We start from the raw sequence: 26,394 nt of genomic DNA on the forward strand, positions 1-26,394 counted from the left end.
CCAGCCCCTTCCCCAAGACGATCTGATCGAAAAATCAGAAGTCGAGACGCATGCCGACGACACCGAAGGTCGCCTTCGAATCGTTGTCGGCCTGGGCGGTACCAGCAACGACGGTACCGGCGCTGATGGCGTCGTCATATTTGTAGTAGCCGATGCCGCTGAACAGCAGGACGCCAGTGGCGACCTGGTAGGTCAGACCAGCCGAATACCAGGTGTATTCATCTTCGCCACCAACCGCGGTGCCGGCGATGTTGCCCTGATCGGCCTTGGTCTTCGCGAAGTCAGCGCCCAGACCGATCGAGCCGGACTTGGTGCCGTTGGTCAGGTAGCGCAGACCGGCGGTGTAGACATTCCGCTTGTCGTCGCCCGCACGGGTCACACCCATTTCTTCGCGCTTGTAGGCGCCACCGAACTGGACCGACGAACCGTCGCCGATGTTGTAGGTCAGCGTGGTGCCGGCGACATAGCCGGTGAGACCGCTCGACTTGAACACGGTGGCGGAGCCCGAGGTCAGGCTGCCGGCGCTGTCAGCTTCGATCGAGAAGCGGTTGTAGCCGCCGAACAGGGCGACGTCGACCGGGCCAAACGACTCGATGTAGTTTGCGGCTACCGTGTAGGCCTTGGAAATCTGGCCCGCATTCGCCGAGCTGCCGAATTTCGCCGTGCCGCAGGACACAGCGTTGGTCGACGAGCTGGAGCTCTGGTAGTCGAAATCCTCGCAGCCATCCGGCGTATACGACACGCCCAGCTGCAGGCCCTTGCCGGCCTTCGAGCCGAAATAGCGGTTGGCCGAAGTGTAGAGGTTGATGCCTTCCCGATCGTCCGGCGCGGAGGCGAACTTGGTCAGGTTGCCAGACGTACGGGCGCCCGAAGGAGTCACCGTGACGGCAAGATCACCGGTCGGATCGACCGTACCGTAACCCGGGATGGCGATGGGCGCACCATAGACCATCTTCGAGGCGGCACGGTCGGTCGAGCCCAGCTCAACACGGCCGATGTCAGCCCGCTCGACAAACATATAGCGCTCATCGATCTGGTCGCCGGTGCTCGAACCTTCGAGTTCGACGCGGCCGCCGACAACGGTGCCGTTATCCAGCACGCCGCGGATATTGAAATAAATTTCCGCATCATTGCTGATCGCAGTCGGGTTGGTGTCGGTCTGCGTCCGGTTCTTCTCACGATCCTGGACCTTGATGGCCTGCGTGAGATAACCGCCAACCGAAACCGCAACCGGCTCGGCCTTGACCTGGGCCAAGGCTGCTTCGCTCACGATCAGCGTCGCAGCCGCAACCAGCGCAGTCTGGAGTAAGAGGGTCTTTTTCATATTGGCGTCCTTCATTTCGGTTTGCTTGTCAGCGTCGAAGTACACCACAAACTGTACCCAATGCTGGTACTTACGGGCCTTCGAGCGGGCAAGTCAATCGATGAATACCGAAAGCACTTTGCAACGATATGACTTGAACCCATTTAACGCCGAGTGTGGCGCCAAGCTCACGATTTCCTGTGTCGCCGATCACACGTCAGTTCTGCGGACGGAATAAGGATAGAAAGAACAGGAAATAAAAAGGGGCGGATTTCTCCGCCCCTTTTCCAGATCCGACGGTAGTCGGATTAGAAGGTCAGGCCAAGGCCGACAACGCCGAAGGTCTGCTTGCTGTCGCTACCAGTGCCCGAGCCGATGTTGCCCGGCTGGTCAAGGTCAGAGACACCGACGCCCGCGAAAGCGAGAACGCCAGCAGCCACCTGGTAGGTCAGGCCGAGATGGTAGTAATCGAGATCCTGGTCACCGGTGTTAGCGGCACCACCAGCAGCAGCGCCATTGAGGGTGTTGCTGTCGGAACGGCGGTAGAATTCCACGCCGATACCGATCGAGCCCGGAGCCGCACCATTGGTCAGATAGCGCAGACCAACAGTCCAAGCCTTGCGGTCACGGTCGAGAGTCGCACCATCGCGCTTGCTCAGGTCTTCCTTGGTGTAACCACCACCGAGGGCAACCGACGAACCATCGCCGACATTGTAGGTCAGCGTGGTGCCGAGCTGCCAGCCATCGACGCGGCCCTTGCCAGCGCCCGAAGCGGTGGCGGTGCTCGCCGTGGTCGCTTCGCGGTTGACGCTGTTGTAGCCGGCATAGAGGGCGGCATCAACCTGGCCGAACGTCTCCAGGTAGTTGGCGGCAGCGGCATACTGGGCGCTGACCTGGCCTGTATTGGTCGAGCTGCCAAACTTGGAATTGCCGCACATCCCGGCCGTGGTGGTGGCGGTCGACGGATTGGCATCGAAGTCCTCACAGCCATCCGGCACGTACGAGAAGCCGAGCTGCAGACCCTTGCCCGCCTTCGAGCCGAAGTAACGGTTCGAAGCCGTATAGACGTTGATGCCTTCCTTGTCGTGGTTGGCATTGGCGAACCACATCAGCGGGGCATTCGGGGTGGCCGAATATTCCGAGTGAACGGTGGTGCCATGGCCCGGCAGCGAGTTCGGGGCGAAATACAGCATCTTGCCGGTCACGCGGTCGGTCGAACCCAGTTCGACGCGGCCGATGTCGGCGCGCTCAACGAACAGATAGCGTTCATCGATCTGGTCGCCGTAGGACGCGGCTTCCAGTTCGACGCGGCCACCGATCACGGTGCCGTTGTCGAGAACGCCACGGATGTTGAACCAGATTTCGGCGTCGGACGAGAAGGCATCCGGGCGCTGGTCGACCGCAGTGTCCTTATCGCGATCCTGGACCTTGTAGAACTGATTGAAATAACCGCCAACAGTGGCGGCGAGCGGTTCAGCCTTGACCTGAGCCGAAGCGACATCGGCCACGAACAGGCCAGCAGCCGCAACGAGTGCGGTTTGCAGAAGCAGCGTCTTCTTCATTTTCCTCTTTCCTCTCCCACCGGGATTAGGGTTGCAGTGCTAGTCACTAGCAATGAACATTCGACCTTGCAGGGCCGAGTGATCCTGCAGATCAAGCCATTTTGAATGCACAAGTGTCAATCAAAGCTCCCCCGCCCGCTGTTCTTTTGCCGTTTGTGTTGCAATCGAGCCACACAGATGGATTCAGCCAAAAATTGAATTATAAACAAAAGCTTAACTGGTGGGTCGAGCCAGGATGCCTGAGGTCATGCGCGCCGGTCGCGGGGAAATTCATTCCTTCATGATTAACCGGTATGCGCGGCCTGGCTCCGGAATGCCATTTTCGATCCTTAAGGGTGAATCGCTCCACGCCGCAACGAAGAAACCGTTATTTTCCGCGCATTTTCGTATGTAGTCGTCTGACTGGCGGAAGCGGCCGGTAGGCATGAGTTGAACCGGTCCGCCGGTATCATCTCCAAGTTCAATAGTGCATAGCAGTTCGCCAGCCGCCTCAAGAACACGCCGGCAGAGCGCAAAAGTCTTCTCCAGGTGTCCTATATATATAAATACATCTGTTGATAGTAAAATATTGTAGCGATTAGGCGTTTGCTCTAGAAAAGCGTGGATTTCTCCTTTGTATAGCCTGTCGTAGCCACGCCGGACGGCGTGGGACAACATTCGCGGCGCAAGATCAATACCATCAAGTGTTGCGGCATATTGGCGAAACAGTTTGGCGTTCAGTCCCGTCCCGCAGCCGAGATCAAGGATGCGACGCGTTGGCTCACGGGGCCAAACCGATTCGATAAGGCCATAAATCATTTCAGGAGCACAATATTTCAGGCCCGCCAATCGGGCGTCAAAATCATCCGCGTGACCATCAAAAACCCACAGGACATAATCGTCCGGGGCACGTTCCGGCGCCGCTCCGCCCTCAAGCATCGCCACCATGTGCTTGATGGCCCCGGAATCAGGCAAAATGGCCGAGGCCCGACGGAAAGCCGCCAAAGCCGCTGCCGTATCCTTGCATTCAAGATGGCATTGGCCGATCCCAAGCCAGACGGATGCATTATCGCCCTGCTGCAGCATTTGCCGATAAATACCGATTGCCTCCTCAAACCGGCCACTGGTCTGAGCCTGCCAAGCTGCAGCAAAAAGATGATCAAGACTGGAAGAATTAGTCATTTTTTATATGCACTTACCTAGCGCCTTGGTCTGCAACACCGATGATGCCTGAGACCGATTCTTCCGTCTGCCAGGAATTGGCGGCATCTTCCGAAGTGTGATACTTACACCAACTGCTTTGCGGTTTCTAAATCAGAGGATGGTCGTAATGCCCGCCCTTCGTCATTTTTTTCACATGCGGAATCCTGGAGAGGGCTCCGTCACTAAGCCGGGCATACGCAACCTGCTGGTATTTGCCATGCTGCTGGCCGTCTTATCGGCCTGCACGTCCCCCGGGGATGGGACACAGACGTATTATCCTGAAAAGGATTCCATGGGAAATTATAACCCGGCACCAACGGGCGACCGGCAGAGTGTGTTTGGTGGAGGCGGCCTTAATATCCTCGGCGGCGACAAGAAAAAGGAAGACCCCGGCTCCGGTTCCGGCATCGGCGTAAACAGCTATCTGTGGCGCGCCAGCCTGGATACCGTATCGTTCATGCCGCTCACCTCGGCCGATCCTTTCGGCGGCGTGATCATCACCGACTGGTATGTACCGCCGCAGACCCCTGGCGAACGGTTCAAGGTGACCGTCTATATCCTCGACCGGGCACTCAGGGCCGACGGCCTCCGGGTCGGGGTGTTCCGCCAGGTGCGCCAGGGCGATTCCTGGGTGGATCAGCCCGCCGCCGCAAACACGGCCACCACCATGGAAAACGCCATACTCCAGCGTGCGCGTGAATTCCGCATGGAGGCCGAGGCCCGGCGCTAAAGAAGCCGGCGCGGAGGCAATCCGGCCCTGAACCCGTGCGTCGGTGTCGGCTCCACCTTAGCTGCAGCCCTGCGCGGCGCACTTCGAATACGGCTTTCCGCGCCGCCCTTTCGCCGCTAAAACAGCCCTTCTCCGGCCGTTTCCGGCTGGACGTCAGTAGTCTCAATTGGATGCAGCATGTCCCGCTATAACGCGAAGGCGGTCGAAACCAAGTGGCAGTCTGTCTGGACCGAGCGCCAGGCTTTTCGGGCCAAAGCCGATCCGTCCCGGCCGAAATATTATGTGCTCGAGATGTTTCCCTATCCCTCGGGCCGCATCCATATGGGCCATGTGCGCAACTACACGCTGGGCGACGTCGTGGCGCGCTACAAGCGGGCCCGCGGCTTCAACGTGCTGCATCCCATGGGCTGGGACGCCTTCGGCCTGCCGGCGGAAAATGCCGCCCAGGAAAAGAAGGTGCATCCCGCCGCCTGGACCTATGACAACATCGCCAACATGCGCGCCGAACTGCAGCGCATGGGCCTGTCGCTGGACTGGAGCCGTGAGCTCGCGACCTGCCATCCCGGCTATTACCGGCACCAGCAGAAGCTGTTCCTCGATTTCCTGAAAGCCGGCCTGATCTACCGCCGCGAAAGCTTCGTCAACTGGGATCCGGTCGACCAGACCGTGCTGGCCAACGAGCAGGTGATCGACGGCCGCGGCTGGCGTTCGGGTGCTGTGGTCGAACGCCGCAAGCTGTCGCAATGGTTCCTCAAGATCACCGCCTATGCCGACGATCTGCTGCAGGCCTTAAGCGGCCTGGACCGCTGGCCCGAGCGCGTGCGGCTGATGCAGCAGAACTGGATCGGCAAGTCGGAAGGCGCCCGCTTCTCCTTCGCCCTGAAAAACCGGGCCGATAAAATCGAAGTCTATTCCACCCGGCCCGATACCCTGTTCGGTGCCAGCTTCGTCGCCATTTCCGCCGATCATCCGCTGGCCACGGAGGCCGCGAAAAGCGACCCGAAACTGGCCGCCTTCATCGAGGAATGCCGCCAGACCGGCACGGCGGAGGCCGAACTGGAAAAGGCCGAGAAGAAGGGCTACCGCATTCCGCTGGATGCCATTCATCCTTTCGACGCGGCCTGGACCTTGCCGGTTTACGTGGCGAATTTCGTGCTGATGGAATACGGCACCGGCGCCATCTTCGGCTGCCCCGGCCACGACCAGCGCGACCTGGATTTCGCCCGCAAATACGATCTGCCGGTGAAGGCCGTGGTGGCTCCGAAAGGCCAGTCCACCCTGGAAATCGGCAGCGAAGCCTTCACCGATACCGATGGCACGGTGGCGATCAATTCCGGTTTCCTCAACGGCCTGGATGTCGCGGCCGCCAAACGCGCCGCGATTGCCAAACTGGAAGAACTGAAAGCTGGCGAAGGCACCGTTACCTTCCGCCTGCGCGACTGGGGTGTGTCGCGCCAGCGTTACTGGGGCTGCCCCATTCCGGTGATCCATTGTGATTCCTGCGGCATCGTGCCGGTGCCGGAAAAAGACCTGCCGGTGCAACTGCCCGACGACGTCACCTTCGACCGGCCCGGCAACCCGCTGGATCACCATCCGACCTGGAAGCACGTGAACTGCCCGTCCTGCGGCAAGGCCGCGCGGCGCGAGACCGACACCTGCGACACCTTCGTCGACAGTTCGTGGTATTTCGCCCGCTTCTGCAGTCCGCGCAGCGACGAACCGATGGTGAAGGCGGAAGTCGATTACTGGCTGCCGGTCGACCAGTATATCGGTGGCATCGAACATGCCATCCTGCATCTGCTCTATTCGCGCTTTTTCACCCGCGCCCTGCGCGATACCGGCCACGTCTCGCTGCCGAGCGGCGAGCCGTTTGCCGGCCTGTTCACCCAGGGCATGGTCTGCCACGAGACCTACAAGGACGCTTCCGGCGCCTGGCTCATGCCGACCGAGGTGAAGAAGGATGGCGGCGCGGTGGTGCATATCCGCACCAACGAACCCGTCAGCGTCGGCCGCACCGAGAAGATGTCGAAGTCGAAGAAGAACGTCATCGACCCGGGCTTGATCATCGACACCTATGGCGCCGACACCGCGCGCTGGTTCATGCTGTCCGATTCCCCGCCGGAACGCGATCTGGAATGGAGCGAGTCTGGCGTCGAGGGCGCCTGGCGTTTCACCCAGCGCCTGTGGCGTCTGGTTTCCGAAGCCAAGGGCCCGATTGCGGCCAAGACCGCCGCCATGCCTGCGGAATTCAATGGTGCCGCGCTGGACCTGCGCCGCGCCCTGCACAAGACGGTCGCCGCGATGACCGGCGATCTGGAACAGTTTCATTTCAACAAGGCCGTGGCGCGGGTACATGAATTCGCCAACCTGCTGGAAGCCACCAAGGGCGATGATGTCGCCACCGCCTGGGCCCGGCGCGAAGCGCTGGAAACCCTGGCCAAGCTGATCGGCCCGATGGTGCCGCATCTGGCTGAGGAAATCTGGCAAGCGCTCGGCAACGAAGGCTTGCTGCTGGAACAGTCCTGGCCTGTTGCCGATGCCGATCTGGTGCGCGACAACACGGTGACCGTGGCGGTGCAGGTGGCCGGCAAGCTGCGCGCCACCATCGAGGTCGAGCGCGACATGGACAAGACGGCCCTGGAAAAACTGGCCCTGGCCAACGACAATGTGCAACGCGCCATCGATGGCAAGCCCGTGCGCAAGGTGGTGATCGTGCCAAATCGGATCGTCAATGTCGTGGTCTAGGCAATTCTGCCTCGTTTTGCTGCTGGCTGCCGGCCTTGCCGGCTGCGGCTTCAAGCCGCTATACCGGCAGGACGGGCCAGGCGCGACCGCGCCGCAATTTGCCCAGATCAGCATCACCCAGCCGGAAGACCGCGTCAGCCAGCAGTTGCGCAATCACCTGCTCGACATGATCACGCCACAAGGCACCCCCGAACGGCCGGCCTATATCCTGGATTACCGCATCACCGAAACGGTCGGCTCGGTTTTTGTCACCCGCAGTGACGAGATCACCCGCAACAATCTGCAGATCACGGTTGCCACCAATCTCCGCAATTACGAGACCGGCCGTCCGATAACCTCCTTCTCGGTCACCAGTCAGGCTTCCTACAATCTTACCGTTGCCGATTATTCCAACCTGATCAGCGAGAAGAATGCCCGCGAACGCGCCTTGCGCGATGCCGCCGAGCAGATCCGCATTCGCCTGGCCAATTATTTCGGGCGCGGCCAGTTTACGACGCCGGCGACGCCGCGCGTGCCATGAAACTGGCCACGCGCGAGGTTGAGGGCTTCGTCCGGCGCCCGCGCCCCGAAATCCGCGCCGTGCTGCTGTTTGGCAGCGACGCCGGCATGATCCGCGAACGCGCCAAGGCCATTGCCCAAAGCGTCGTGAAGGATCTGAGCGACCCCTTTTTGGTCACCACCCTGACCGGCGCGCAGCTGCAGGAAGACCCTGCACGCCTGGCCGATGAAGCGGCCGCCATCGCACTGACCGGCGGCCGCCGTGTCGTGATGGTCTCAGGCGCCGGCGATCGCAACGCCAAGCTGTTCGAATCCTTCTTGGACTCCATGGTCGGCGACACGCTGGTCGTGGTCGAGGCCGGCGAACTGGCGGCGCGCTCGTCGCTGCGCAGCGCCTTCGAGGAATCCGACCTGGCCGTCGCCATCGGCTGTTATGCCGACGACCAGCGCGCCCTGCAGGGCCTGATTGAGGAGATGGCGCGCGAAGCCGGCAAGAAGATCGCACCCGAGGCGATGGGCTACCTGCTCGACAACCTCGGCACCGATCGCATGGTGACGCGCGGCGAAATCGCCAAGCTGCTGCTCTACAAGGGCGAGGACGCCACGCCGATTGGCCTGGAAGACTGCGAGGCGGTGATCGGCGACAGCTCGTCGCTATTCCTGGACGATGTCGCCTTCGCCGCCTTTGGCGGCGACTTCAATGGCCTGACCGATGCGCTGACCCGTTGTGAAAGCGCAGGCGAATCGCCGGTGGCGATCCTGCGCGTGGCCCAGAAGCATGGCCAGAAACTGCATCTTGCCGCCGGCCAGCGCGAAACCGGTACCCGCTTGGACCCGCAGCGCTTAGGGGTGCATTGGACGCGGCGCGACGGTTTCGAGCGGCAGAGCAAGATGTGGTCCAGCGACCGGTTGATGCGCGCGCTGGAAATCCTCACCGATGCCGAACTGACAGCGAAAAGCACCGGCATGCCGGCCGCCAGCGCTTGTGGCGATGCCCTGCTGCGAATCGCCAGAGCCGCACGCGTCGCGCGATAAGACTGGCCCGCGCGTCGCGCGATAAGATTGGCCCGCGCGCGTCGCGCGATGACTATTTGCCGAAATCGAGGATCGCCGCAGCCCCGTCCTCGGCACCGGCCATCAGGTAACGGCCATCGGACGTCCAACCCAGGGCGGTGACCGGGGCATCGCCCAGACGTTCAAGGTCGATGCTGGAACCGTCGGAAATCCGGCCGAGTTTGAGCTGGCCGTTATCATGGCCCGAGGCCACCAGGCCGTGACGCGGATGAAAGGCCACGACCGTGACAGGCGCGCCGCGGCTCAGTTCCACCGGCGCCGAGCCCATCGGCCCCTTGCCCTTGCAGTCCCACACCACCACCACCTCGGCGCCGCTGGTCGCCAGCCAGCGGCCATCGCGCGACCAGCTGAAGCTTTTCGGCTTGGCCGGATAGCCGCTCATGCGCATGTCGGCGGAATCGGCCAGCCGCCAGCCATGCAATTCATTTTCCTGCGTCGCCGTCATGATGAATTTGCCATCCGGCGACCAGGTCACCGCCACATGCGAACCTTTCCAGGCCAATCGTTTCGGCTGCTGTGCTTCTGCCTTCGCCCACCACAGGCTGACGCCGCCGTAATGCGCCGCCACCAGTCGCTTGCCCTTCGGATTGAAGGCCAGGCCGCTGATCGTGCTGGGATGATCCTCAAAGGTAGCGACCGGCTTGCCGGCAGCATCAAGCAGGCCAAGCTTTTTGCCGGCAGCGTAAGCGGTGGCGCCGCCATTGTCGGCCACGGCAACATGCTCGATCCATTTGCGCGGCACGTTGGCCAGTTCCTGGCCCTCGCCCGCCACCGTGGTCTGCATCAGCCGGCCATCGTCGCCGCCCGAAACAAAGCCCATGCCCCCCGGCGCCGCGGCCATGCAGAGCAGGGCCGCATCGGGATGCACGATCAGGCGGCGGGTACTGGCCGCTTCCGGTTCGTCGAAAGGACGCAGCGCGATCGAGCCATCGCCCAGCCCGAAGCCGGCCGTGCCGGCCGCCTCGGCGGCGGCCACCGAGATCACACCGGCCCTGAACTGCCAGAGATAGGCGCGGAAGCCGATCTGGGTTCCAGCCCCCGCCTGCCCGGCATCACGCACGGCAGGCATCGAAACCCTGCTGCAAGGCGGCGGCATCCAGTTCGCGGCCGATAAAAACCAGCTTGGACTGGCGCTTCTCATCGGCACGCCACGGCCGCTGGAAATCGCCGTCCTTGATCATGTGCACGGCCTGGAACACAAAGCGCTTGTCGCTGCCCTTCAGATCGAGAATGCCTTTGGCCCGCAGGATATCCTGCCCCTTGGTGGCCAGCAGCTCGCTGATCCACGCATCGAACTTGCGCGCATCCACCGGCGCATCCACCGTGAGCGACACGCTTTTCACCGAAACATCGTGCACGTGGTCGTGGCCGCAATGCTCGTCATGCACATGGCCCGGTTCGCCATGGGCCGGGTTGTGGTCATGATGATGGTGGTCGTGGCCATGATGATCATGACCGCAATGTTCGTCATGCACGTGACCTGGCTCGCCATGGGCCGGATTCTTCTTCAGGAATTCCGGTTCCAGATCGAGGATGCGATCCAGGTCGAAGGCGCCACGGTCCAGCACCTTGTCCAGCGGTACGTCGCATTTGGTGGCATGGTGGATCTTGGCAAAGGCATTGATCGCCCGGATGCGGGCTTCCACCTCGGCCAGTTCGGCCGGCGTCACCAGGTCGGTCTTGTTCAGGATTATCACGTCGGCAAAGGCGATCTGCTCTTCCGCTTCACGGCTGTCCTTCAGGCGTGCCGGCAGGTGGCGGGCATCGACCACGGTGACGATGGAGTCGAGCTTGGCCCGGCGCGACACATCCTCGTCGACGAAAAAGGTCTGTGCCACGGGGCCGGGATCGGCCAGGCCGGTGGTTTCCACGATGATCGCGTCGAAGCGGTCCTTGCGTTTGAACAGGCCCTCGATGATGCGGATCAGGTCGCCGCGCACGGTGCAGCAGATGCAGCCGTTGTTCATCTCGAAGACTTCCTCGTCGGCATCCACGACCAGCTCGTTGTCGATGCCGACCTCGCCGAATTCGTTGATGATCACGGCGTATTTCTTGCCGTGCGGCTCGGTGAGGATGCGGTTCAGCAAGGTGGTCTTGCCGGCGCCGAGATAGCCGGTCAGGACGGTGACAGGCGTTTGCGACATGGGCTTACTCCGGGGTGATCGGCTGTGCTATGAGTTGGCCGTAACCATAGTGGCCTGCCGGCCGGAGTCCAGTGCCGGACCCGGCCGCCAGAACACCGGAAAAGTTCTGCCGTTCCAAGCTGATGTCCGACCGCACCACCACCTACTGGATCACCGTCCCGAGCCCGCTGGGCTCGCTGAGCGTGGCTGCCCGCGATGGCGCGATCGTCGAGCTGGATTGGGGTGGTCGCGGCGCGCGCGCCCTGGCGGTGGATCAGCCGCCCGAGATCGCCGGCCTGCTGGCGGAAGCCGCCCGGCAACTGGCCGCCTATTTCACCGACGGTCAGTTCCGCTTCGATCTGCCGCTGCGCCCCGCCGGCAGCGATTTCCAGCGCGCGGTGTGGGACTTCATGCTGGCGATCCCGGCGGGCGAGAGCCGCACCTACGGCCAGGCCGCTGCGGCCACGGGGGCCGCCGCCCGCGCAGTGGGCGGCGCCTGCGGCGCCAATCCGATCCCGGTGATCATTCCATGCCACCGCATCCTGGCCGCCGGCGGCGAGGCCGGCGGCTATTCCGGCAAAGGCGGACTGGATACCAAGCGCTGGCTGCTGCGGCATGAAGGCGCCTATGTGCCATCCGAACAGGTCAGCCTGTTCTGACGCCGCCTGCCTCGGCCAGCAGCGCGGCGGAGAAATCCTGCACGGCGCGCAGCGGCATGGTCTCCCTGTGGGCGAGGAACAGCAATGGCGTGGCGGTCGGCTCACGATCCACGCGCAGACGCTGCACCAGACCCAGCCGGCTGTAATGGGCAATCGCCGATGATGGCGCGGCCGTCACCAGTTCGGTGCGGCCGACGATCTGCAGGTTGGTATGGAATGACAGCGATTCGACGACGGGGCGCGGCAGCGCCAGCCCGTGATCGAGGAAATGCTGGTCCACCACCTCGCGTGTGAAACTGGGCAATGGGGCGAGCACCCAGGACATCTCCGCCAGTTCACCCAGCGACACCTTCCGGCGCCGCGCCAGCGGATGGCGGTGCGCGATCGCGAAGGACAGGCCTTCCGATGCCATCGGCATCGCAACCACGTCACGCAGCGCCGGATCGCGTAGCGCCGAAGCATCGATGCGACCGACGAAACAGTCGATGCGACGGTTTTTCAGCGCCGCCAGCAGAACGGGGACGATATTTTCGACGATCTCGATATCGAAGTCGCCGCCCGCCCGTCGCAAGCGCGCAATGGTTTGCGGCAGCAGGTTGACCGCCACCAGAGGCAGAGCACCAACCGACAGCCGCCGACGCGGTGCGGCCTCGCCGCTACCCAGCGCGCGATCGAGCGAAGCCAGGCCGATGCGCAGGCGTTCCACCACGGCGCGGCCGGCTTCGGTCAGCCGCACGCCGCGCGGCAGCCTTTCATACAGCTGAGCGCGGACTGCGGTTTCCAGCTCGCGCAGGATCTTGGTGGCGGCCGGCTGGCTCAGGCCCAGTTGCTGTGCGGCGCGGCTGAGCGAGCCGCTCGCTTCGACGGCATCGAGCAGGCGGAGATGGCGCAGGCGCAAACGGTCGGTGCGGAACATGGCGGCGCGGCCTCGGCGATATATCCACTGGTTATGGATATAGTCCATAACAATAATTTACTGGCAAGGATGCGATGTCTAGGCTGGCCGGAAAAACAAGGAGGAAACACCGATGCGCCGTTCGCGCCACCGCCCGACACGCCGCGCCGTGCTGCACTTTGCCGCCGCCGGGGCGACGACCGCCCTCACGCCACGCCTGTTGCGCGCGCAGGGTTATCCGGCCAAGCCAATCAAGCTGATCCTGCCTTACGCGGCCGGCGGCGGACCCGATGTCCTGACCCGCGTCTTCGCCGAGAAGATGAGCGATGTGCTGGGCCAGCGCGTCATTGTCGACAACCGCGTCGGCGCCGGCGGCATTCTGGCCGGGCAGATCGCCGCCCAGGCGCCTGCCGACGGTTACACCATCCTGCTCGGCTCGTCGTCGCATGTGACGCAGAAGCTGCTGGAGCAGAAGGCGGAGTTCGACCCGCTGACCAGCTTCACCCATATCACCAGGCTCAGCACGGCGCCGACGCTGATGGTGGCCGCAGCGGATGGCCCGTTCCGCAGCGCCGCCGACATGGTGGCGGCCGCCAAACAGGCGCCGGGGAAGTTCAATTACGGCTCCGGCGGCATCGGCAGCGCCGCGCATCTGGCCGGCGCCGCCTTCGCCACCTTCACCGGCATCGATGTGGTGCATGTGCCATTCCGCGGTTCGGTCGAGATCGTGCCAGCCATCCTGAGCAATACGGTGGAGTTCGCCTTCCCCACCGCCTCCACCGCCGTGCCGCAGGTGCATGCCGGCAAGGTGCGCGCGCTCGCCACCACGGCACCGCGCCGCCTGCCGCAACTGCCCGACGTGCCGACCCTGAAGGAGCTTTTCGGCAGCGACGATCTGGTGATCGAATCCTGGAGCGGCCTGTGGGGCCCGGCCAATCTGCCGGCACCCGTGGTGGCGAAGCTGAACGAGGCGGCACTGGCGGTTGCGCGGATGCCCGACGTGATCGCGGTGCATGACAAGATCGGCAGCCCGATCGACACCTCCGCGACGCCGGCGGAATTCACCGCCTTCATCCGCAGCGAAACGGCGAAATACACCAGGCTGGTGGCCGCCGCCAACATCGGGATACAGCGATGACTGGCGCACCGGATTTCCGGCCGCTGGATGGCGTGACGGTGCTGGATTTCTCGCATGTCATCGCCGGGCCGCTGGCCTCCTTCCATCTCACCCGGCTCGGCGCCACCGTGATCAAGGTGGAAGGGGCTGACGGCGACGTGATGCGGCATACCGCACGCGGCATGCAGACCTATACCGCGCTCAATGCCGGCAAACAGGCGCTGCAGCTCGACCTGCGCGATCCGGCGCAGTTGCAGGCCGCGCGCGACCTGGCAGAGAAAGCCGACATCCTGCTCGATAATCTGCGCCCTGGCGTGCTCGACCGTTTCGGCCTCAATTATGAATCCGTGCAGGCGCTCAATCCGCGCATCGTCTATTGTTCGATCTCGGGCTTTGGCCGCCATGGTGCCTGGGCCGACCGTCCCGCCTATGATCACGTGATCCAGGCCATGACCGGCATGATGCTGCTGGCCGGCACCGAGCAGGATCCGCCGATCAAGGTCGGCTTCCCGGCCGTCGACGCGGTGGCCGGCCTGCTCGCCGCGTTTGCCATGCTGGCGGGCCTGCGCGAACGCGAGCGCACCGGCAAGGGCATGCTGCTGGATGTTTCGATGATCGGCGCGGCGATGCAACTGATGTATCCCTTCACCTGCGAGACTTTGACCAGCGGCGCCTCGCCGCCGCGGCTCGGCAACCAGGGCTATTCCGGCAGCCCGGCCGCCGATCTGTTCGAATGCCGGGATGGCTGGATCGCCATCGGCGCCAACAAGCCGCGGCATGTGGCCAGCCTGCTCGACATCCTTGGACTCGCCGAACTGGCGCAGGACCCGGCGATCTTTCCCGATGGCCTGTCGCTGGATGGGCCGGCCAGCTTCGCGCGGGCGGCCGATCCGGCCCGTTTCAAGCAGGCGGTGGCGGCCAGGATGCGCGACTGGCAGGCCGATGCCCTGGAAGCGGCCCTGGCGGCCGCACGGGTGCCGGTGTCGCGGGTACGGCGCCTGCATGAATTCGCGGCGGCGTTCAAGCTGGACCCGCCCTTCGCCCTGCAAAGCCTGGGCGACCCTGACGCGGCCGTCCTGTCTCCCGGCCTGGGTTTCCGCATCGCCTGACCGATCCACCATCTGCGGCGGTCACGCAGCTGTTGGTTGCCCAGCCCCCTCGCTGCTGCCTAAAGTCGTTTCCGCGTTCCGACAGAACCACCGCGTCCTGACCGGCAACGACGAGGCGGACGGCTATTCGGGCAGGACCGGACAGGTGGGACTGGCGTCATGAGCATGACTGATTCCGCGGGCGAGCCGGCAAACGGCCTGTCGCCGGATGCCGTGGTGGAACGCAGCGAGGATCTGGCCGCGACCACGCGCCATCCCCTGCTGCGCCGGCTGTTCGAATACTGGTCCGGCAAGGCGGCCGGGCGCATGGCCCCGACCCGCGCCGATATCGATCCGGTCGACTTCTCCTATGCCATCGGCTGGACCACCCTGGTCGACGTGTTGGAAGGCGGCGGGGAATTCCAGGCCCGCGTGTTCGGCGGCGGCATGGCGATGATGGCCGGACAGGAACTGACCGGCCGCACCAGCGCGGCGATGCAGGACCCGGAATTGCGCCGGGCCATCGTCGCCAACCTGCGCTGGGTGGTGGCCCATCGCAAGCCATTGCGCATCTACCGCGAACAGACCACGGCGCAGCGGCGCTATCGCTACGAGACGGTGATCCTGCCGCTTTCTTCCGATGGCCAGACGGTGGATCAACTGCTGATGGCGGCGACGCCGCCGCTGTTCGAAGCCGGCTGAAATCCCAAATAAACCGCAGCATACGGCCTATTTAAACCGCCGACTCTCCCTTGCCAGTGGTTGTCGCGGCCCCACATTCTCTCAAATCGCACCTGGGGGGCGGAACGGCGCAGCATTATGACGGCTCCGGAATACATCGGCGGTCTGCCCTATGAGCGGGTAGAACTGAAAAACGATCCGAGGCGCGAACTCATTCACCCGATATTGCGCCGACTGCATGCCTATTGGGAGACCAAGCGCGAGCTTCGCATCGGACCATCACGTAGTGATATTGACCCGGTGGATTTTCCTTATGCCATCGGTTGGGTGAGTCTCTTCGATGTCAGTGAAGGCCCCGACAATTTCATCATACGGGTTCTGGGCGGGCGCAGCGAAAGGACTTTGGACCTCGGTCCCGATTTCCGTCGGCCGCAAGATAGCGACGACCCGGAATTCCATGCTGTCGCGATGGAAGACCTTCGTTGGGTCGTCGAGCACCGCAAACCCCTTCGGGTCTTCCGCGACATCAAGACCGCCAAGCGAAGATACCGTTTCGAAGGACTGGTCCTGCCGTTGTCTGACGACGGCCAGCACGTCAACATGCTGCTGCTCGCCGGCATTCCGCCAGTCGGCGGTTGATTGCTGCACTGCGCTGCCGCTAGAGTCCGCGCAGCGCAGAAAACCGGACAGGAGGAATGCATGGCCCGCAGCATCGAAATCCAGGCCCATGACGGTGGCCGCTTCACCGGGTATCTGGCCGAACCGGCCGGCGGCAAAGGGCCGGGCATTCTGGTGATTCAGGAAATCTTCGGCGTCAACAAGGTGATGCGCGACATCTGCGACGGCCTGGCGAAGCAGGGTTATGTCGCGCTCTGCCCCGACCTGTTCTGGCGCCAGGAGCCCGGCATCGACATCACCGACAAGACCAAGGCGGAATGGGACAAGGCGTTTGCGCTGTTCAACGGTTTCAATCTCGACAACGGCATCGATGACCTGAAGGCATCGCTGTCCGTCCTGCGCAAGCTGCCCGGCTGCAGCGGCAAGGTCGGCACGGTGGGCTACTGCCTGGGCGGTCGGCTGGCCTATCTGATGGCCTGCCGCAGCGACGTGGATGCCGCCGTGGGCTATTACGGCGTGATGCTGAAAGATCATCTGGCCGAAGCAAAGAACATCAGGAAGCCCCTGCTGCTGCATTGCGCGACCGAAGACAAGTTCGTGCCCAAGGACGCGCAGGCGACAATCGCCACCGAACTGAAGAAATATCCGCTGGTCACGCGGCTGGATTACCAGGGCAACGACCACGCCTTCGCCCGCGTGGGCGGCGAACATTACGACAAGGCCGCCGCCGATCTGGCCAACAGCCGCACGGCGGAATTCTTCAAGAAGCATCTGGCCTGAACGCCGGCATCGCCCTAGTTCCGATCCCGCAACACCCAACGCAAGGACTGCAACCCATGGCGCATGCCATCCGTATCCACGCCAACGGCGGCCCCGAAGTGATGAAATGGGAAGAGGTCGAGGTCGGCGATCCCGGCCCGGGCCAGATCCGCATCAGGACCTCGGCCGCCGGCCTGAACTACATCGACACCTATCACCGCTCCGGCCTGTACAAGCTGCCGCTGCCGCTGATCCTGGGCCAGGAAGGCGCCGGCAGCGTGACGGCGGTGGGCGCTGGCGTGACCGACATCAAGGTGGGCGACCGCGTCGCCTATGCCTCCTCGCCGCTGGGTTCGTATTCGGAAGAGCGACTGATGCAGGCCGACCGCTGCGTGGTGCTGCCCGCCGGCATCACCGACCAGCAGGCCGCCGGCATGATGCTCAAGGGCATGACGGCGGAATACCTGCTGCGCCGGACCTACAAGGTGCAGCCGGGCGAGACCATCCTGTTCCATGCCGCCGCCGGCGGCGTCGGCCTGATCTTCGGGCAATGGGCCAAGGCGCTGGGCGCCACCGTGATCGGCACGGTGGGCAGCGAGGACAAGGCGAAGCTCGCCAAGGCCCATGGCTACGATCATGTGATCAACTATCGCACCGAGAATTTCGTCGAGCGCGTGAAGGAGCTGACCAGGGGCGAAGGCGTGCCGGTCGTTTACGATGGCGTCGGCAAGGATACCTGGGACGGCTCGCTCGACTGCCTGCGGCCGTTCGGCCTGATGGTCAGCTTCGGCAATGCCTCGGGCGCGGTGCCGCCCTTTGCCATCGGCACGCTGGCAACCAAGGGCTCGCTCTACCTCACCCGCCCCACGCTGGTCACCTACACGGCCAAGCGCAACGACCTGGTCACTTCGGCCAATGCGCTGTTCGACGTGGTGAAGGCGGGCAAGGTGAAGATCGAGACGCCGCAGACCTACGCCCTGAAGGATGCGGCCAAAGCCCATGCCGATCTGGAGGCGCGCAAGACCACCGGCTCGACGCTGCTGCTGCCGTAAACCCTCACCCTCCCGACGCAGCCCGTCGGGTCCCTCCCTCTCCCGCATGCGGGAGAGGGTTGGGGTGAGGGCGCCGCATGCCAGCCATGCGGTAGCGTCTTACCCCTTTTCCCGCGGCGGCGCTTTTGCCATGGTGCCGCCGCCATGACCGACCTCCTCAGCCTCGCCAGCGGCAACCTGCTGTCGCCGATGATCCTCGCCTTCGCGCTGGGCGCGCTGGCGGCTTTCCTGCGCTCCGACCTCGAAATCCCCGAAGGCGCCGCCAAGGCGCTGGCGATCTATCTGATGTTCGCCATCGGCTTCAAGGGCGGCGTCGCCATGCATTCCGCCAGCGGGCTGGCCCTGCTCTGGGCCATTCTCGCCGCCCTGGCCTTGAGCGCCGCACTGCCGCTGCTGGCCTTCGGACTGCTGCGCACGCTGTGGCGGCAGGATCGCACCAACGCCGCGGCGATTGCCGCGCATTACGGCTCGATCAGCATCGTCACCTTCGTCACGGCCGCCGAATTCCTGCGCAGCCGCGACATCCCCTATGAAGGCTATATCGTGGCGATGACGGCGGTGATGGAAACCCCGGCCATCCTGATCGGCCTCCTGCTGGCCGGCCGGCAGGTGCAGGCCGGCATGCAGCAGGGCAGCAGCGAACGCGGCGAACTGGTGCGCGAGGTGCTGGTGAACGGCTCGGTGATGCTGCTGGTCGGCGGTTTCATCATCGGCTGGATCACCGGCGATGCCGGCCTGACCAAGATCAAACCCTTCGTGGCCGACCTGTTCAACGGCGCGCTCTGCATCTTCCTGCTCGACATGGGCCTGGTGGCCGTGCGCCAGGGCCGCGCGGCGAAACATTTCCCCAAGCCGCTGATCCTGTTCGGCCTGGTGATGCCGCCGCTGGGCGCGGCTTTGGGCCTGCTCACCGCCTGGGCGCTGGGCCTGAGTGTCGGCGGCGCCATGCTGCTCGCTGTATTGGCCGCCTCCGCTTCCTACATTGCCGTGCCGGCCGCCATGCGCCTGGCCCTGCCGGCGGCCAATCCCTCGCTGTCGGTGACGCTGGCGCTGGCGATCACTTTCCCCTTCAATGTCGCCATCGGCCTGCCGCTCTACCTGCTGGCCGCGCAAACGCTGTTCGGAGGCTGAAACCATGCCGGGCCATCCGCGCAAGAAGATCGAAATCATCGTCGAGGCGCCGCTGCAAAGGTCGGTTCTCGAGTGGCTCAGCGGCCAGGGCGTGAAGGGCTGGAGCCTGCTGCCCCGCGTGATCGGCGGCGGCCAGCATGGCGAACGCAGCGGCGACGACGTGACGCGAGCCTTCGACAACGTGATGATCGTCGCCGTCACCACCGAACCGGTGGCGCGCCAGGTGCTGGACGGTTTCCATCAGCGCTTCGCCAATGCCGTCGCCATCGTGTATATTTCCGACGTGGAAGTGGCACGCCCCTACAGGTTCTGACATGACAAGCGATACGCCGGCCCCGTCATCTCCCGCACAGCAGGGCCGCGCACTGGCCCGCGCCTGCCGCACGGCCACACTGGGCACCGCGATGGCCGATGGCAGCGGACAACCCTATGCCTCCCTCGTCCTGCTCGCCTGCGATGTCGACGCGACACCCTTGCTGCTGATCTCCACCCTGGCCGACCACACAAAGAACATCCTGAATGATAACCGCGTGTCGCTGCTCTGCGACGGCACGGCAGGCTTCGCCGAACCGCTGACCGGCCCGCGCGTCACCCTGCTGGGCCATGCCGAAAAAACCGAACTGCCGCGCCACCAGACCCGCTTCCTCGCCCGGCACCCCTCGGCCGAGATGTATGCCGGCTTCAGGGATTTCGCCTTCTACCGCCTGCGCATCACACGCGCCCATATCGTGGCCGGCTTCGGCAAAATCCACTGGTTCGATGACTATACATACGCTGGCGACTGGCAGGCCCTGGCCGAGGCCGAGGCTGGCATCATCGAACACATGAACACCGACCACACTGACGCCGTGCAGCTTTACGCCTCGAAACTGCTGAACCGCACGGAGGGCAGTTGGAAGATGTGCGGCGTGGACCCGGAAGGCACCGATCTGATCCGCAGCGATGAGGGCCATGAGGGCGAACTGCTCCGCCTGCCCTTCGCCAAACCGGTGAGCGATGCCGAAGGCGCGCGGGTGGAACTGGTGCGCCTGGTGAAGCAGGCGCGGGCGGCATAATAAAAAGCCCGCCAGCCTAACGGCTGACGGGCTTTCGCGTCCGATGTCCGGGGGGGACTTGCGCGGACGGTTTACCAGCTGGTGACGACGGCGCCCTTGAACTTCTCTTCCACGAAGGCTTTCACCTCGGGCGAGCGATAGGCCTGCACCAGTTTGGCGTATTCAGGCTTGTCCTTGTCCTGCGTGCGCACGGCGATAATGTTCACGTAGGGCGATTTCGGCGTCTCGATGGCGATCGAATCGCGCTTGGGGTTCAGGCCGGCGGGGATCGCGTAGTTGGTGTTGATCACGGCGGCATCCAGCTCGTCGAGCGCGCGCGGCAACTGGGCGGCGTCGAGCTCCACGATCTTCAGCTTCTTCGGGTTCTCGGCGATATCCAGTGGCGTCGCCTTCAGGCCGGCATCGGGCCGCAGCTTGATCAGACCAGCCGATTCCAGCACCAGCAGGGCGCGGCCGCCATTGGTGGGATCGTTCGGAATGCCGATGCGCGCGCCGTCGGCCAGATCGCCGATGGCCTTCACCTTCTTGGAATAGGCGCCCATCGGGAAATTCACCGTGTAACCGATATTGCTGAGCTTGTAGCCGCGATCCTTGATCTGCGCCTCGAGATACGGGAGGTGCTGGTAGGAATTCACATCCAGATCGCCGGCATTCAGCGCCGCATTGGGCTGCACGTAATCGCTGAATTCCACGATCTGGATTTTCAGGCCGTCCTTCTCGGCCACCTTCTTCACGACCTCGAAGATTTCCGCATGCGGGCCAGCGGTGACGCCGACCTTGATCGGCTTGTCCTGGGCGACAGCGGGGAGCGAGACGAGAGCCGCGACGGCAAGGGCGGCGAAACTGCGACGGTTCAACATGGTGTTTGTCCTTTTCTGTGTGGGGAGGTTTAACGAAACTCAACGATGGCTGAGGCGGCGCACCAGGCGATCACCCAATGACTGCACGCCCTGCACGAAGACGATCAGCACAGCGACGACGGCCAGCATCACCTCGGGCAGGAACCGCTGGTAGCCGTAGCGGATGCCGATATCGCCTAAGCCGCCGCCGCCCACCGCGCCCGCCATGGCGGAATAGCCGATCAGACTGACCAGCGTGATGGTGAGGCCGGCGATGATCCCGGGCAGGGCCTCGGGCAGCAGCACTTTCGTCACGATTTGCAAAGGGGTTGCCCCCATCGCCTCGGCCGCCTCGATCAGGCCTGCCGGCACCTCGCGCAACGCGGTTTCCACCAGGCGGGCGATGAAGGGAATGGCGGCGATGGTGAGCGGCACGACCGCTGCCAGCGTGCCGATCGAGGTGCCCACCACCAGCCGCGTGAAGGGGATCACCGCCACCATCAGGATGATGAAGGGCGTGGAGCGCGCGGCATTCACGATCAGCCCGAGCGCGCGGTTGAGCGGCACGTTCTGCAGGATGCCGCCACGGTCGGTGAGGATCAGCACCACGCCGAGCGGGATGCCGAAGGCAGCGCCGATGCCGCCCGAAACGCCGACCATCACCAGCGTCTCAAGCAGGCCGTCAAACAGCAAGGCGATCAGGGCGGACGACATGATTCAGGTCCTCGACATGAAGCTGGCGGGAGAGCAGGAAATTGCGGGCGGCGGCAAGCTGGGCCTCGCCACCGCGGGCCTGCACGACCATGACGCCGAAGGGGCGGCCCTGGATCTCGTCGATCCGGCCATGCAGGATATTGAGGTCGATATTCAGGTTGCGGGACAGCTCGGCGATCACCGGCTCGTCGGCATGCGGCCCGGTGAACAGGATGCGCCACAGGCCGGCGCCGGCATGATCCGGATCGGCGGCGATGCGCTTTTCCAGCGCCGGTGGCAGGGCGAAGCCGATCAGATCGGCCACGAAGCTGCGCGTGGTGGCATGCTGCGGCCGGGTGAAGACATCGAAGGTCTCGCCCTGCTCGATCACGCGGCCCTGTTCCATCACGGCGACGCGGTCGGCGATTTCCTTCACCACCGCCATCTCGTGGGTGATCAGCACCACGGTCAGCTTCAGCCGGTCGCGGATGTCCTTGATCAGCGCCAGGATCTGCTCGGTGGTTTCGGGATCGAGCGCCGAGGTGGCCTCGTCGCAGAGCAGAACCTTCGGATCGGTCGCCAATGCGCGGGCGATGCCGACACGCTGTTTCTGCCCGCCGGAGAGCTGCGCCGGATAACGCCCGGCCTTGTCGGCCAGGCCGACCAGGTCCAGCAAAGGCTCGACCTTGGCCTTGATCGCGGCTCGGCTTTCGCCACGCAGTTCCAGCGGCAGGGCCACGTTGTCGAACACATTGCGCGCCGACAGCAGGTTGAAATGCTGGAAGATCATGCCGATGTCGCGCCGGGCGGCGCGTAGCGCGGGCGCCCTGAGCAGGGTGAGGTCGCGGCCGGCGACGATCACGCTGCCTTCGGTGGGCCGTTCCAGCAGGTTGATGCAGCGGATCAGCGTGGACTTGCCGGCGCCACTGCGGCCGATCACGCCGAAGATTTCCCCGGCGGCAATATTGAGGCTGACATCGCGCAGGGCTTCGACGCTGCCCGAGGCGCCGGCAAAGCGCTTGGTGATGTGACGCAACTCGATCATGGACAGTGATCCTTCAGCGGTCGAAGGGCAAAAAACTCAGCCCGATCAGGTCGCCGCCCTGGCTCCACTCACGACCATGCCATTCCGGCGGCAGGGCCAGCGGATCGGTGAGCGATGCAGCCGTGTCATGGGGATTATCCCCGAGCGGATTGTCGTTGGCGGCGGGCCGCAGCCGTTCGGGCGCGAGGAAGGCGCCGAAGGCGGCCTGCAGGCGATGGGCAAAGCCCGGCCGGCGCCGGCTGCGCCCATGGCGGGTGATGTGGGTGGGCACCTCGTTGGCCGGTGCCAGAAGCAGGAACTCGGTCATGGCTTACCTCCAGGACTGAGACGGGTGGGAAAAACCGCGGCGGCGGGCCGCGTTGTCGTTGGCGGCCAGCAGGGCGCGGGCGGCGCGTTCGGCATCGGTGCTGCGGCGGAACAGTTGCTGTTCCAGCGCGGCGAATTGCGGCGCGGATGCGAAGAAGCGGAACCCGCCGCGTTCGCGGATCACCACACCGGCGGCCTCGCCGGCCGCCTCGATCAGATAGGCTTCACTCATGGGAAGATCTCCGTTGGCCGGCCCTGCTTAAGGGGCGCGGCCGTTCATCGCTGGACTAGGAAACGCGGTTGGATCGGCGCGTGGTCAGCGACAACAACAGAGACGGGTTTTGCGGATGCAGAAGCGGATCATGGGTCACTCCGGACTTTTCATTCGGGCCCACGACTTCCGCCGTGGCGCTTTAGCATTGGTGTCGCGGTGCAAGCTGCCCCTCAAATCCCGCGGTACGGCCGAAGCCGACGCCCCTATATTCCACAGTTGGAAATACAGGTCAACATAAATTCACAAACAGTTACGCAAATAAAACATGCCTCAGGCGCAAAAAATTCATAGCTCCGGTTGAAGCCATTGATAACGATCAATTTTCAGAAGATTTCGGTCGGGGTCGGCCCGGCAATGCCCCATTGTACCGGACCGACCACGTATCCCGACACGACCAGCAGAGTGTCGGGACCGACCTAAGAAACCGCCCCGGCTGCAGGGAAGCAGTGGCGCGATGGGCCTGAGTATATGCGAATGATTTTCAATTACAAGTCCGATCTGCAAGCCGGCGAAAGTTTTTTGCCCGGCCCCGCCTGGCCTCCGCATGGCATACTGCCGGCAAGGCCATAACGGGCATGACGTGACGAAACAGATTCCGGCAACACTGGAAACCGTATCGCAGCCCCGGCTGCGGCGGATGCTGGATTACTGGCACGGCCTGCGCCGCAACGGCGCCCTGCCCGCCCGCACCGACATCGATCCGATGGATTTTCCCTGGCTGCTGGGCAACGTCTCGCTGGTCGAGGTGCATGATGGCGCAGATGCCGCGCGTCGCTATCGCATCCGCCTGGTCGGCATCAACACCACCACGTATTTCGGCTACGAAGCCGGCGGACGCTGGCTCGATGAACTGCCGGAACCGGATTATGTCGAGCACATCACCGTGATGTTCGACGAGGTGGTGCGTCTGGCCCGCCCGATGGTGGAGCGGCCCGACATGATGATCGACGGGCGGATCTACAATTACGAGGTGCTGCGCCTGCCGCTGGCAAGCGACGGCGTAACCCCCGACATGCTGCTGCTGGCCGCCGATTTCTTCGACTCCGACGATTAAAGTCAGGGATGCAGCCGCAGGCCCTTCACGGCCTTGTCCACTGCCTTGCGCGCGCCATGCAGCCCGAGACCGACCCAGTGCTGTGCGCCCGGGTCGCCCTCGGCGAAAACGGCGCGGTTGGCCGCATCATGGCCGGTGGCGAACATCGCTTCCACATAGGGCGCGATGGTCAGGCCCTGGGCCAGCGCGCGGTCATGCAGCTTGCGCAGGTCATCCAGCCCGGCGGCAAACACCAGGATCGGCTGGCCGCACAGGGCGGTGTAACGGCGGCCGGCGGCATCGATATAGGCCTGCCCGATGCAGCCGGGAATGGCGGCGGCCAGCCCGCTGGCCAGGAAAGCCGTCACGTTCAGTTTCTGCCACACCGCCAGGTCCTCGCGCACCGCGATCGCGATCTTGGTTTCGAATGCCAGCTTGGTTTCCGACACGTCTTCCTCCTGCCATTGCCGGAGGGAAGATGCCGTCAGGCCGGGGCGCTGTCTGGAAGATTTGTGCAGAGACGGCGATAGGCAGACGGCGTCATGCCATAGGCGCGGCGGAACCAGCGGCCCAGATGGCTCTGGTCGGCGAAGCCGGTGGCGGCCGCCACAATCGCCGGCATGGTGCCGCCGGCCAGCATCCGGCGGGCATGGCTCAGACGCCGCTGCACAAGATAGGCATGCGGAGCCAGACCGTAGGCCGCCTTGAAACTGCGGCTGATCCGGAAACGGTCGGCACCCAGTTCATCGGCCATCATCTGCAGGCCAAGATCGGTGCCGAAGGCATCGTCCATCATCGCCCGCGCCTGCCGCGCCAGACGCGGCGCCTGCGCCGGTGCGGTGCGGCTCTCGCCACGCCGCCGCCACAGCAACGCCACCACGCGATCCAGAGCCGCCTCGCGGGCCATGCGGCTGTCGGGCGCGGCGATCTGGTGCCAGGCGGCGAGGATGGCGCGCGCCAGGGCGGGATCCTCGGCCAGCGTGGCGGGAAAACCCAGAGCCGATGCGCCGTCGGACACATCGGCATGCAAAGCCGCCGCATCGCGCAGCCAGGTGGGGTCGAAATACAGCATCGCATAGACGAAACCGCTGCTGGCGCCCGCTTCGCCGTCATGGGTCTCGCCCGGCTCCATCAGGATGACGCGGCCGGGCGTGCTGCGCACCAGCCGGCGGCGGCAATGGAATTGCTGCAACCCCCGCTCGGTCACGCCGACCAGCACCTGATCGTGGAAATGCGGATCATAGGCATGGCTGTGGAAGGCGGCACGCACGGCCTCGGTGCCGCTGACGCGGTCGCGGGCAAAACGGAACCAGTCCCTGGGATCTGCGCCGGTCATGCGGCGGCAGTCTAGCCGCCGCAATGCCCCCCGGCTACCGGATCACGCCACAGGCGATGCGGCCACCGCCGCCGCCCAGCGGCGTGGGTTCGTCGCTGTAATTGTCGCCGCCGGCATGGATCATCAGCGCATGGCCGGACAGATCCTTCACCTTCAGCCGCGGCGCGATCACCGGCAGCGTCGCCGTGCCGTCGCCGTTGACCACCAGCGGCGGCAGGTCGCCCATATGTCCCATCCTGTCATGCGGGCCGTGATGCCGGCCGGTGCGGCGCGGATCGTAATGTCCGCCGGCGCCCATGCCGGCAGCCGGTTGGCCGTTCGGCCCGGGCCCCGGCCCGCAATCGGGTTTTTCATGCAGGTGGAAGCCATGCGGGCCCGGCGGCTGCAGGTTGGCCAGGGCCGGACTGAGCATCAGGCCCTGGGGCGTATCCTTGGCCGCGATGGTGCCGATCTTGGATCCCACGCCGCTGGCGGTGATGGAATGGATGTCGATGGTCTTTTCGGCGGCAAATACCGGGCCGGCGGCAAGGGCGGCGGCACCAGTGAGAGCCGCGGCGAGAGTCAGGGGTAGGATCAGAACGCGCTGCATGTCGTTT

Annotated in this window: 29 protein-coding genes; 15 read left to right on the forward strand and 14 right to left on the reverse strand. The window is 64.3% G+C overall.

The genetic code is table 11. From position 1 onward, the window contains the following. Positions 1-34 precede the first annotated feature (34 nt). The 3 genes from ACE3OO_RS06705 to ACE3OO_RS06715 all read right to left on the reverse strand — a co-directional run bounded on the left by ACE3OO_RS06705 (position 35) and on the right by ACE3OO_RS06715 (position 4,026). Positions 35-1,324, reverse strand: a complete 1,290-nt coding sequence (locus ACE3OO_RS06705) for a porin (RefSeq protein ID WP_374301065.1) — start codon at positions 1,322-1,324, stop codon at positions 35-37. 287 nt (positions 1,325-1,611) lie between these two features. Further along, positions 1,612-2,865: a porin gene (locus ACE3OO_RS06710; RefSeq protein ID WP_374301067.1), complete on the reverse strand. Its 1,254-nt coding sequence runs from the start codon at positions 2,863-2,865 to the stop codon at positions 1,612-1,614. Positions 2,866-3,135: 270 nt separating this feature from the next. Continuing rightward, a complete protein-coding gene (locus ACE3OO_RS06715; protein WP_374301070.1) occupies positions 3,136-4,026 on the reverse strand; it encodes a class I SAM-dependent methyltransferase in 891 nt (296 codons plus the stop codon). Positions 4,027-4,174: 148 nt separating this feature from the next. Here ACE3OO_RS06715 and ACE3OO_RS06720 point away from each other — a divergent pair, with 148 nt between their 5' ends. From ACE3OO_RS06720 to holA, 4 genes are all read left to right on the forward strand, one after another. Beyond that, entirely contained in the window at positions 4,175-4,777 is a 603-nt protein-coding gene (locus ACE3OO_RS06720) for a DUF3576 domain-containing protein (protein WP_374301072.1), read from the forward strand. Positions 4,778-4,954: 177 nt separating this feature from the next. Continuing rightward, entirely contained in the window at positions 4,955-7,522 is a 2,568-nt protein-coding gene (leuS, locus tag ACE3OO_RS06725; protein ID WP_374301075.1) for a leucine--tRNA ligase, read from the forward strand. Further along, positions 7,509-8,042 (forward strand): LPS assembly lipoprotein LptE, encoded by a 534-nt coding sequence (gene lptE / locus ACE3OO_RS06730; RefSeq protein WP_374301077.1) that lies wholly within the window; start codon positions 7,509-7,511, stop codon positions 8,040-8,042. Before leuS ends, lptE begins: the two co-directional genes overlap by 14 nt. Then, the gene (gene holA, locus ACE3OO_RS06735; protein ID WP_374301080.1) at positions 8,039-9,055 is read left to right on the forward strand and encodes a DNA polymerase III subunit delta; all 1,017 of its coding nucleotides are present in this window, start codon (positions 8,039-8,041) and stop codon (positions 9,053-9,055) included. Before lptE ends, holA begins: the two co-directional genes overlap by 4 nt. Before the next feature lie 52 nt (positions 9,056-9,107). Here holA and ACE3OO_RS06740 read toward each other — a convergent pair whose 3' ends face one another. Beyond that, on the reverse strand, positions 9,108-10,163 hold the full coding sequence (locus ACE3OO_RS06740; protein ID WP_374301082.1) for a WD40 repeat domain-containing protein: 1,056 nt from the start codon (positions 10,161-10,163) through the stop codon (positions 9,108-9,110). Beyond that, positions 10,147-11,238 (reverse strand): GTP-binding protein, encoded by a 1,092-nt coding sequence (locus tag ACE3OO_RS06745; RefSeq protein WP_374301084.1) that lies wholly within the window; start codon positions 11,236-11,238, stop codon positions 10,147-10,149. Before ACE3OO_RS06745 ends, ACE3OO_RS06740 begins: the two co-directional genes overlap by 17 nt. Before the next feature lie 71 nt (positions 11,239-11,309). Here ACE3OO_RS06745 and ACE3OO_RS06750 point away from each other — a divergent pair, with 71 nt between their 5' ends. Next, complete coding sequence (locus ACE3OO_RS06750) at positions 11,310-11,876, forward strand: methylated-DNA--[protein]-cysteine S-methyltransferase (RefSeq protein WP_374301087.1); 567 nt, start codon at positions 11,310-11,312, stop codon at positions 11,874-11,876. Here ACE3OO_RS06750 and ACE3OO_RS06755 read toward each other — a convergent pair. Further along, on the reverse strand, positions 11,863-12,840 hold the full coding sequence (locus ACE3OO_RS06755; RefSeq protein WP_374301089.1) for a LysR substrate-binding domain-containing protein: 978 nt from the start codon (positions 12,838-12,840) through the stop codon (positions 11,863-11,865). The two genes, ACE3OO_RS06750 and ACE3OO_RS06755, sit on opposite strands and share 14 nt — an antisense overlap. A gap of 64 nt (positions 12,841-12,904) precedes the next feature. Here ACE3OO_RS06755 and ACE3OO_RS06760 point away from each other — a divergent pair, with 64 nt between their 5' ends. The 9 genes from ACE3OO_RS06760 to ACE3OO_RS06800 all read left to right on the forward strand — a co-directional run bounded on the left by ACE3OO_RS06760 (position 12,905) and on the right by ACE3OO_RS06800 (position 20,272). Then, complete coding sequence (locus tag ACE3OO_RS06760) at positions 12,905-13,909, forward strand: Bug family tripartite tricarboxylate transporter substrate binding protein (protein ID WP_374301091.1); 1,005 nt, start codon at positions 12,905-12,907, stop codon at positions 13,907-13,909. Next, a complete protein-coding gene (locus ACE3OO_RS06765) occupies positions 13,906-14,997 on the forward strand; it encodes a CoA transferase (protein WP_374301093.1) in 1,092 nt (363 codons plus the stop codon). The genes ACE3OO_RS06760 and ACE3OO_RS06765 overlap by 4 nt, the downstream gene beginning before the upstream one ends. Before the next feature lie 165 nt (positions 14,998-15,162). Further along, on the forward strand, positions 15,163-15,678 hold the full coding sequence (locus ACE3OO_RS06770; RefSeq protein ID WP_374301096.1) for a PAS domain-containing protein: 516 nt from the start codon (positions 15,163-15,165) through the stop codon (positions 15,676-15,678). Between the two features lie 117 nt (positions 15,679-15,795). After that, positions 15,796-16,296 (forward strand): PAS domain-containing protein, encoded by a 501-nt coding sequence (locus tag ACE3OO_RS06775; RefSeq protein WP_374301099.1) that lies wholly within the window; start codon positions 15,796-15,798, stop codon positions 16,294-16,296. Between the two features lie 60 nt (positions 16,297-16,356). Next, the gene (locus ACE3OO_RS06780; RefSeq protein ID WP_374301101.1) at positions 16,357-17,055 is read left to right on the forward strand and encodes a dienelactone hydrolase family protein; all 699 of its coding nucleotides are present in this window, start codon (positions 16,357-16,359) and stop codon (positions 17,053-17,055) included. A 56-nt stretch (positions 17,056-17,111) separates the two neighbouring features. After that, positions 17,112-18,086: a quinone oxidoreductase gene (locus ACE3OO_RS06785; RefSeq protein WP_374301103.1), complete on the forward strand. Its 975-nt coding sequence runs from the start codon at positions 17,112-17,114 to the stop codon at positions 18,084-18,086. A gap of 144 nt (positions 18,087-18,230) precedes the next feature. Further along, positions 18,231-19,217 (forward strand): sodium-dependent bicarbonate transport family permease, encoded by a 987-nt coding sequence (locus ACE3OO_RS06790; RefSeq protein ID WP_374301105.1) that lies wholly within the window; start codon positions 18,231-18,233, stop codon positions 19,215-19,217. A gap of 4 nt (positions 19,218-19,221) precedes the next feature. Beyond that, positions 19,222-19,530: a P-II family nitrogen regulator gene (locus tag ACE3OO_RS06795; protein ID WP_374301107.1), complete on the forward strand. Its 309-nt coding sequence runs from the start codon at positions 19,222-19,224 to the stop codon at positions 19,528-19,530. Between the two features lies 1 nt (position 19,531). Next, a complete protein-coding gene (locus ACE3OO_RS06800; protein WP_374301108.1) occupies positions 19,532-20,272 on the forward strand; it encodes a HugZ family protein in 741 nt (246 codons plus the stop codon). Positions 20,273-20,343: 71 nt separating this feature from the next. Here ACE3OO_RS06800 and ACE3OO_RS06805 read toward each other — a convergent pair whose 3' ends face one another. From ACE3OO_RS06805 to ACE3OO_RS06825, 5 genes are read right to left on the reverse strand one after another with little or no spacing between them, the layout of a single operon-like run. Beyond that, positions 20,344-21,132, reverse strand: a complete 789-nt coding sequence (locus ACE3OO_RS06805) for a MetQ/NlpA family ABC transporter substrate-binding protein (protein WP_374301110.1) — start codon at positions 21,130-21,132, stop codon at positions 20,344-20,346. A 39-nt stretch (positions 21,133-21,171) separates the two neighbouring features. Further along, positions 21,172-21,825, reverse strand: a complete 654-nt coding sequence (locus ACE3OO_RS06810; protein ID WP_374301112.1) for a methionine ABC transporter permease — start codon at positions 21,823-21,825, stop codon at positions 21,172-21,174. Continuing rightward, the gene (locus ACE3OO_RS06815) at positions 21,794-22,849 is read right to left on the reverse strand and encodes a methionine ABC transporter ATP-binding protein (RefSeq protein ID WP_374301114.1); all 1,056 of its coding nucleotides are present in this window, start codon (positions 22,847-22,849) and stop codon (positions 21,794-21,796) included. Before ACE3OO_RS06815 ends, ACE3OO_RS06810 begins: the two co-directional genes overlap by 32 nt. A gap of 13 nt (positions 22,850-22,862) precedes the next feature. Further along, positions 22,863-23,156 (reverse strand): hypothetical protein, encoded by a 294-nt coding sequence (locus ACE3OO_RS06820; RefSeq protein ID WP_374301117.1) that lies wholly within the window; start codon positions 23,154-23,156, stop codon positions 22,863-22,865. A 3-nt stretch (positions 23,157-23,159) separates the two neighbouring features. Beyond that, positions 23,160-23,387 (reverse strand): hypothetical protein, encoded by a 228-nt coding sequence (locus ACE3OO_RS06825; RefSeq protein ID WP_300295522.1) that lies wholly within the window; start codon positions 23,385-23,387, stop codon positions 23,160-23,162. A gap of 622 nt (positions 23,388-24,009) precedes the next feature. Here ACE3OO_RS06825 and ACE3OO_RS06830 point away from each other — a divergent pair. Next, a complete protein-coding gene (locus ACE3OO_RS06830; RefSeq protein ID WP_374301119.1) occupies positions 24,010-24,483 on the forward strand; it encodes a PAS domain-containing protein in 474 nt (157 codons plus the stop codon). A gap of 2 nt (positions 24,484-24,485) precedes the next feature. On the opposite strand, the gene ACE3OO_RS06835 is transcribed toward ACE3OO_RS06830, so the two are convergent. Genes ACE3OO_RS06835 through sodC form a run of 3 tightly spaced genes read right to left on the reverse strand, consistent with a single transcriptional unit; the run spans position 24,486 to position 26,387 of the window. Next, positions 24,486-24,911: a DUF2000 family protein gene (locus ACE3OO_RS06835; protein ID WP_374301121.1), complete on the reverse strand. Its 426-nt coding sequence runs from the start codon at positions 24,909-24,911 to the stop codon at positions 24,486-24,488. A gap of 35 nt (positions 24,912-24,946) precedes the next feature. Further along, a complete protein-coding gene (locus ACE3OO_RS06840; RefSeq protein WP_374301123.1) occupies positions 24,947-25,798 on the reverse strand; it encodes an AraC family transcriptional regulator in 852 nt (283 codons plus the stop codon). Positions 25,799-25,832: 34 nt separating this feature from the next. Continuing rightward, entirely contained in the window at positions 25,833-26,387 is a 555-nt protein-coding gene (gene sodC / locus ACE3OO_RS06845; protein WP_374301125.1) for a superoxide dismutase [Cu-Zn] SodC, read from the reverse strand. Between the last annotated feature and the right edge of the window lie 7 nt (positions 26,388-26,394).

The sequence above is a fragment of the Ferrovibrio sp. genome (genome assembly GCF_041906005.1).
Classification (GTDB): Bacteria; Pseudomonadota; Alphaproteobacteria; order Ferrovibrionales; family Ferrovibrionaceae; genus Ferrovibrio.